8 protein-coding genes and 2 pseudogenes are annotated in these 7,125 nt (G+C 61.3%); 9 read left to right on the forward strand and 1 reads right to left on the reverse strand.

Annotated features, from left to right (window positions below; genetic code table 11):
* Positions 1–211 precede the first annotated feature (211 nt).
* A pseudogene (locus GX515_08185) lies at positions 212–583 on the forward strand (DegT/DnrJ/EryC1/StrS aminotransferase family protein).
* A gap of 52 nt (positions 584–635) precedes the next feature.
* Positions 636–833: a hypothetical protein gene (locus GX515_08190; GenBank protein ID HHY32977.1), complete on the forward strand. Its 198-nt coding sequence runs from the start codon at positions 636–638 to the stop codon at positions 831–833.
* Positions 834–1,174: 341 nt separating this feature from the next.
* Here GX515_08190 and GX515_08195 read toward each other — a convergent pair whose 3' ends face one another.
* Positions 1,175–1,777 carry a plasmid pRiA4b ORF-3 family protein gene (locus GX515_08195; GenBank protein HHY32978.1) on the reverse strand — a complete coding sequence of 201 codons (603 nt, stop codon included), beginning with the start codon at positions 1,775–1,777 and terminating at the stop codon, positions 1,175–1,177.
* A 591-nt stretch (positions 1,778–2,368) separates the two neighbouring features.
* Between GX515_08195 and GX515_08200 the strand changes: the two are divergent.
* The 7 genes and pseudogenes from GX515_08200 to GX515_08230 form a co-directional block, all read left to right on the forward strand.
* A pseudogene (locus GX515_08200) lies at positions 2,369–2,500 on the forward strand (hypothetical protein).
* A gap of 228 nt (positions 2,501–2,728) precedes the next feature.
* Positions 2,729–3,406 carry a tetratricopeptide repeat protein gene (locus GX515_08205; protein HHY32979.1) on the forward strand — a complete coding sequence of 226 codons (678 nt, stop codon included), beginning with the start codon at positions 2,729–2,731 and terminating at the stop codon, positions 3,404–3,406.
* 494 nt (positions 3,407–3,900) lie between these two features.
* Positions 3,901–4,218 (forward strand): hypothetical protein, encoded by a 318-nt coding sequence (locus GX515_08210; GenBank protein ID HHY32980.1) that lies wholly within the window; start codon positions 3,901–3,903, stop codon positions 4,216–4,218.
* 13 nt (positions 4,219–4,231) lie between these two features.
* A complete protein-coding gene (locus tag GX515_08215) occupies positions 4,232–4,618 on the forward strand; it encodes a hypothetical protein (GenBank protein HHY32981.1) in 387 nt (128 codons plus the stop codon).
* A 489-nt stretch (positions 4,619–5,107) separates the two neighbouring features.
* Entirely contained in the window at positions 5,108–5,254 is a 147-nt protein-coding gene (locus GX515_08220) for a hypothetical protein (protein HHY32982.1), read from the forward strand.
* Between the two features lie 9 nt (positions 5,255–5,263).
* Positions 5,264–5,635, forward strand: a complete 372-nt coding sequence (locus GX515_08225) for a hypothetical protein (GenBank protein ID HHY32983.1) — start codon at positions 5,264–5,266, stop codon at positions 5,633–5,635.
* 425 nt (positions 5,636–6,060) lie between these two features.
* A partial coding sequence (locus GX515_08230; GenBank protein ID HHY32984.1) for a helix-turn-helix domain-containing protein occupies positions 6,061–7,125 on the forward strand: 1,065 nt, incomplete at its 3' end.

A 7,125-nucleotide genomic window follows, 5' to 3' on the forward strand; every position in this document is an offset into this window, starting at 1 on the left:
GGGTTGTTACGCCATCTCTCTATGCGCTTATCGCGTTTGCTCAAGCCCTTTCCCTCCGTGAGTATTCCACAGGGCACCATATATGATACCAGATGGGAGTATTACGTGCAAGGCAGGTTGGGAAGGATTTGGTTCAGAAAGATCTGGCGATGGCTGGACCGAGAGCTAAAGGCATTCAACGATTGGCTGTCCCAGGTCTCGGAAGTCGTAGTTGCCGCATGTGTGCACCGAGCTGACACCGTCCGCCACATTGCAGTCCACGACAGCCTTGTGGGCAAGGGCGGATGATCGTCACGCGGGCCACTGGCACACACCACGCTGTGCGCCCGCCCTTGCCGGTGCACGTCCAACCCGGGGCGCCGGGGGGCGGGGCAACCCACCCCAGTTCCGTCTCTCTCATCGGCTATTCAACCCGGGACGGCAGGAGGCAGGGGTGTGGCTTTCCCATGAGCGCCTCGACTACAACTACCGCATGGCCGAGCTCTCGGCCGCGCTAGGGGTGGCGCCGATGTCATGCATCGAGGAGATCATCGGGAAGCGTGAGCGCGTGGCGGCGATGTATGCAGAGCGCCTGGCGAGCGTGCCAGGGCTGCGACTGCCTGTGGCTGTGGCATGTGGCGCCCGAGGTGACGCGGATGAGCCGGTTCGTGTACGTGATCTGGGTCAGCGGCGGCGAGCTCAGCATGGACGAGCCCGTCGCCGAGCGCAAGTCCCCCGAGCCCCAGTCCGCCGTGCGCAACCACATGATGCGGCGCTTGGAGGAGCCCAACGCATCCCGGGCTCTGGCTTTCTTGCGACCGCGCGACACGGTGGGACTCGGGCAGGTAGGATAGGGCGCGGCGAGGGAACGCCGCCGCATTTCGGCACCATCCGTCTCCAGCCCTTCTACCGCGCCGAGTTCGGCTCTAAGGACGGCGCTTTCCCCGTCACCGAACTCGCAGGTCGCACCAGCATCGCCGTCCCGTTCCCACAGCCATGTAGGACCACCTTGTCGCCGACGCCGAGGACTAGGGCGCGGACGTCCTCGGCGCCCGCTTGGGAGGAGCAGTAGGCAAGAGCGCAGTCGCAGTCTACGAGGTTGCGATGGCGACGGGGCAAGGGGTGCGAACACAGCCCTGACATAGCATCTACCGGGCTGTCCTCCCGGTGGATTTCTTCGGCTGGCGGACTCCACTTACCTAAGATGCCTGAGCCTTTCGTTGATGAGGTCCGGGTTGAACTGCTCCGGGTCGTACGACTCCCCGAGCCATTCCACTGAGTCTTCGTACTCAGGATGACCGGGATTCTGGATGATCTCCAACTTCTCAAGATAACCGAATATTCCACCGCAGTCCTCTGGTGGTGCCGCTCTCTTGCCGCCGGTGCAGAGCGGGTAGTCTACCCCCGGCTCGGGAGGGAGGATCTTCTCTACAAGGATATCATGCACCCAGTTATCCCCGAAGTCATAGATGTATTGGAACTTTGTCTTGGGTTGGCGAACCACCTCATCCAGGCGGCTCTCCGCTGCGTCCTGGAATTCAACCCAGCCGCTGGGATCGGGGATGCCGAACAACTCTCGGCCGACGCGAAATTCCCATGCGTGATAATCTTCCCAGTCCATGGCCACCTGAAGGATCTCGTGGAGATCAGCGAGGGTCACGTCGCCTGGAACCAAGAGACGCCTCCATATCGGGGGCCTGATGCCCCTCAGCGTCACCTTCAACTGATACACTCTGGCCTTGTCTTGCGGTTTGCTGGTTGATATAGCATGGCTTGCGGAGGAAGTGGTAGCATTCATTTGTGCATGCGGCTCCCTTTCGTATGTGGCTCTGCACTAAAGCAGGCACCTACAGTGTAGCCTGCGGCATACGATAATGGCAACAGGGCTCGTCCATTGTTGGCTCGTTCATTTTGGGTTGATGAATTCGAGAAGAGTGCGGAGTATTCCGGCCTTTCGGCCGCCGAACGAGAGGAGAGCGGGTTCATCATCGGCGTCTTCGCTGAGCTAATGTACAACTATTCCCTGGAGACACCGGAGAAGTGGAGCGCGGCCGCGCTGGCGGAGTGCTGCCTGGATTTGTTTCCGAGGAAGGTGCTTTCCGGGCCTGAGTTCTATGGAGCAGTAGAGCCTGTCCTTACGGCGTTTTTTGCCTTCCTCCAGCGGAACGGCCGCATTACCAACGCTGCGGAGCTAACCAGGCGGCTTCGAGAAGTAGCTGGCGATATGATCAGGCGGGCAAACCAGCCGGAGAATTGGGGGTTAGCAAAAACGGTGTTCGTGGGGGCCCTTCGGGACGGGGTTGATCTTTCAGACGAGACTGCGTTGGCGCGGTACGTCGAAGAATGGAATGAGCGAGGTTACCCCAGGACAGGAGGCGCGGAGGGGCCGAGAAGGGTGGATCGAAAGGTGGGCCGAAACGAACCGTGCCCTTGCGGTAGCGGCAAGAAGTACAAAAGATGCTGCGGGGCTGCAGCAAAAGCGGTTGACCCCCCTGACATGGCAGGCGGTACACACAACTAGCATCGCGGCGCTTACGCGCGAAAGTCGCGCAGGCCTGGTGGACGGGCCTCGGCCTGGCAGGTGCGCAGCGTCGTCGGCGGAGTGCAAGGTTGCCGCCGCGGCTACCTGGGTGGACCCGGACACGTACCCGCGAGCGGGCGGAGGGAGAGGATTCACATAGAGCGGAAACCAAACTACAGTGAGGGAGTAACCTACGTTCTCGAGCTCGGAATCGCGGAGACGTTGTTGGTGAGGATAGGAATGGCAAGCCTCGAAACGGCCGAAGGCAGGTTTCATACGGTTCTGGAAATTGATCCAGGAAACATCGAGGCTCTCAACCTGTTGGCCCAGATCTGCGCGCAGACTCGAAGGCACTCAAAGGCCCGCGAGTTTCTTGTGCGCGCTTTGGAGAATCCGGCAGACGACCGAGATCTAGTGGTGGAACTCGTGGAAGCGCTCGCAGGAATCTACGAGAGGGCGGGCAAGTATCGGCTGGCCGTGAGGACATATCAGCTCGGGCTCGGACGCACTGAGAGCGCAGCGCTTCACAACGGCATTGCCTACTTTTACGCGAAACTTGGCCATTACGGAAAAGCCGTGTCTCACTCGAGGCGTGCCGTCGAGCTCGAGCCTGGCAACGCTGTCTATATGAGTGACCTCGGATATACACTGCTGGAAGCCGGGAACCTCGACGAGGCAAAGACGGTGTTGGAGCGGGCAATCGAGCTGGACCCTGCCAACGAGCTTGCCAGGGCGAACCTTGCACACTGCCTCCACCTGGGCTGGGGAATCCCTGTTACGAACGCCCTGGCGTCCTTACGGAGCAGTCAGTTAGCGCTGTCCGGCGGCCGGGCAGTCCTGCGCCTTTGCGCATCCCGAGTATCCTCGAGAATAGTGCGTAAAGTGTCTATCTCATCTTGCAGATAGCTCGGCCTTGTCCCCTGGTGCGTCGTAATCCTCGTGGGCGATGTCGAGCTGCTCCTGCACCGGCGCTTCCATCAGCGTTCCCCCTCCGATCAGTGGTATGGCACAAAACTTCCGGCTGCTGAAGTCCCCCTGCCACAGTCTGATGGAAGGCCTGGCGGCAGAGCTGCTCGATCCCTTTGCGGGACCGCCCGGTCGCTTTCTTGATCGACTCCTCCTTCTCCGGCAGGCGAAGATCAACCGGGGGTGAGGCGAACCTGTCATGCTCAGAGTGGGGAGGGACAGCAGTGGCCTATGGTATAATAACGATAGAGAGCTGACAATGAAGTGCCGAGAGTAGCGTGCGACCACTGTCTTGCGATCGGTGTATCCGGTTCAGGTTATCCGAGTTTCCCTGGCACCAGAGTAAGGCAGGCTGGTGCTGGGGTGAGGTGGTGCATCAGGTTCTTGATTATTCGCTGGAAAGCCCTGGGCAGGCGGGCGAGGAGGGGTGGCTCATGGAACGCATGGAAGTGCGCATACCACGCGTGCTGAGCATGTTACCCGAGAGTGAGAAGGGCACGTTTTCAAAGACGATAGCGTCCTCAGCCAAGCTGAGGGTGGCTGTTCTTGAAAAGAGGCTGCGGGAAGCACAAGCGATGCTCCAAAAGTTCGAAGATAAGTATGGCAAGGCTTACCCGGATTTCGAAAGGGATTTTCCTGACCATGGCGACATACAAGCCCACGAGGACCTCGTGGAATGGGCGTTTTGGGATCGGGTGGCAAGAGATTGCTCCACCGCCATAGAGGGCTACAAGCTCCTGACAGGCCACTGAAGGAGGCTGCGGCATGGAATTCATCGACATGCTGTTTGCCGAATTTGGTGACATCGTATCAGACGTGGACATTCACTCAGTGTCCACTGAAGAGGAAAGCTACAGGCACATCAAAGTTACGGTCAGGCTTGTCGACGGAAGCAGTCTGCGGGTGAGTGAGTTCACTATTTCCGGCGAAGACCTCGTCAGGTACAGCTACTACTGGTTAGACAGTGCCGACGCACTTATCGCCGGCTGGGACAACGCCCCGCATCACAGAGAGGTCTCCACGTTTCCGCACCACAAGCATCTTCGCCGGCAGGATAATGTGTTGCCATCAGAGGAACGAAACCTGAGGGATGTCCTGCGTGAGATCCAGCGTCGTATCGGGGAAGGGGCCGGCCCACAGCCCACCAGCTAGTAAGAACGGCGGTCCAAATGGGATCTTTTCTCAGGCCGTTTGACGCACCTTCCCGTCTTGCTGGGCCGTTGGGTCCAACGGAACGTCATGCCATCATGTGACAGGACAGGGCGCATAGGTAACGAGGTTCGAAGCCGCAATAGCAGCTTTGGAGATGCCAGGGTTCCCGGGGCGCTCCCGCGTCGTTGAGCGCGTGGGCATCCTTGACTCCGGCGTTTGGGCGTTTGGGTATCTAGAGACGCGTCCTCGGCAGCCCTCCCCTGGGTGTTTCGTGGGCAGACACGTGCCCTGCAATCAGCCTTGAGCCTACGCTGGGGGCTGCCGCGGGGTCGCTCACGCGTCGCGCATCGAGGAGATCATCGCGAAGCGCGGCGGGTGGCGGTCATGAGGCGGGGCGCGCAGCGGACATGTGGGCCAAGCGCCTGGCGAGGGTGCCGGGGGTGTGCCGGGTGCGCCTGCCGTACGCATGCCGCGCTCGAGGTGACGCGCATGAGCCGGTTCGTGCATGTGACCCGGGGCGGCGACGAGACCGGCGGGGACGAGCCCACTCCCGAGCGCCGGTCCAGCGTGCGCGACCACGTGGTGCAGCGCTTGCAGGAGCCCAAAGGAGGCGGGGATCTCGCTTTCCCGCAGTAGGACTCGGGGATGAGGGACTGGGCGCAGGGGTGGGGTGCTGCAGGTATTTCAGCCTCCACCCACCTGCAGCCCTTCCGCCGCGCCGAGTTCGGCTTCAAGGAGGGCGACTTCCCCGTGGCCGAGTTCGCGGGGCGCACCAGCGTCGCCATCCCCTTCCACAACCACCTCACCGCCGAGGAGATCGACTACGTCGCCGGGCGTCCTCGAGCGTGCGCTGGGGGAGGTGCGGTAGGTATCGGCACAGTCCTCGCGGTCGCCAAGAGGCTCGGGTTTCTTGCGGAGCTATTGCCTGCCAGACAGACGCGGACGGGACGCCCTGGAGACGCTGCGTGGGCCCCTCAGTCCCGGATAGATACGTGTGGCTCGATCCCACCCTCCTGAAGTCGGGGGGAGGGGTGCGTCCGGGCAGGGGGTTCAGATTAACCTGCCTGAGGACGAGATCATGTCCTGGGGGTTTCCATAGGTGGTCCGGCGGGCGGAGGCCAGCCGGCGGGCGAGGCGAACTGCCATTTTCTCGCCGGCATGGCTGAGGGGACTTGCCCCTCCTACCGCGCGGTTAAGAAAGGGGCATACAGCCGGCTGGGCTCTCGGCCGTCCCTGACGCTCCAAAGATGCCGCATCCAAAGGGTCTGTCTTCCCGACCACGACTCCCGATATCAACAGACCATAAGGCGAGCCAGGGGAGCCGATCCTAGCAGGCACCCCGCAATTCCTGCTCTTCACGCCCTCGTTGTATTATGGAACATTGCATCCACACATTGCCAGTCTGTGCTTCATAACATATGCTCGAGCCAGGAGGGATCGTCATGTTGACGCCGGGACAACTCGCCACCCGCCTCAGGGAAGCTCGAGAACGCGCCGGCCTGACCCAGGAAGAGGTGGCACGGAGCCTTGGTCTGCCGCGCTCGGCTATCGCGCTCATGGAGACTGGAAAGCGCAAAGTATCGGGGCTGGAACTGGCACGCCTGGCGTACCTGTATGGCCGCTCGCCTGCGGAGTTTCTCGCTCCGGAATTCGCGATAGACGGACTCTCGGTACTCCTGCGGGCGCTGCCGGAAGCGGATGACGACGAGGGAACGCGAGATGCGATTCGCAAGGGCATTGCCATTGCCCGGGAAATTGCGAACCTCGAACACCTGCTTGAAGTGGAGCGGGCGACAGCCGCCTTTCCTCGCTACCCTGCTATGCCCCTGCGAGGGCGGTGGGAAGCGGTGGATCAGGGAAAACGCCTGGCACACCAGGAGCGGCAGCGTCTGGAGCTCGGCTCCGCACCCTTGGACAACCCGGGAGACCTTATGGAAAACCAGGGTATCACCGTTTTGGAGTTGGAGCTACCCGACCACCTTTCCGGCTTCACAGTGCGCCTCAACGAGGGCGTCGTCTGTGGGGTTAACGTCACTCACGTTGTCGAACGGCAGCGGTTTTCTCTTGCGCATGAATATTGCCATGTCCTGGTCGATCACGACCGCCCTGGCATCGTCAGTCGACAGGAGGAGAATGACGAACTATCTGAGGTCCGTGCCAACGCCTTCGCCGCGGCCTTCCTCATGTCCGAGGACGGCATCCGTGATTACCTGTCGCGCCTGAATAAAGGTCTTCCATCCAGACCCAGGGAAGCTGTTGTTCCTCTGGAGGGCGACGTCCAGTTCGTGGAGGGACGTCTCGGGCCGGAGGCCACGAAGATCGGGCTGTGGCACGCCTGTCTCCTGGCCGGTCACTTCCGCGTGAGCCGGCTGGCCATGATTTGGCAGCTTTTCAATCTCAAGCTGATCACCGAGCGGGAACGGACTAGACTCCTGGCTGCGGACCAGGACGGGTCAGGGCGGACGCTGTCGCGTATGCTCGGCATTGACGCCGAGGTCCAATGCGAA

This window comes from Bacillota bacterium, assembly GCA_012842395.1.
GTDB lineage: Bacteria > Bacillota > SHA-98 > UBA4971 > UBA4971 > UBA6256.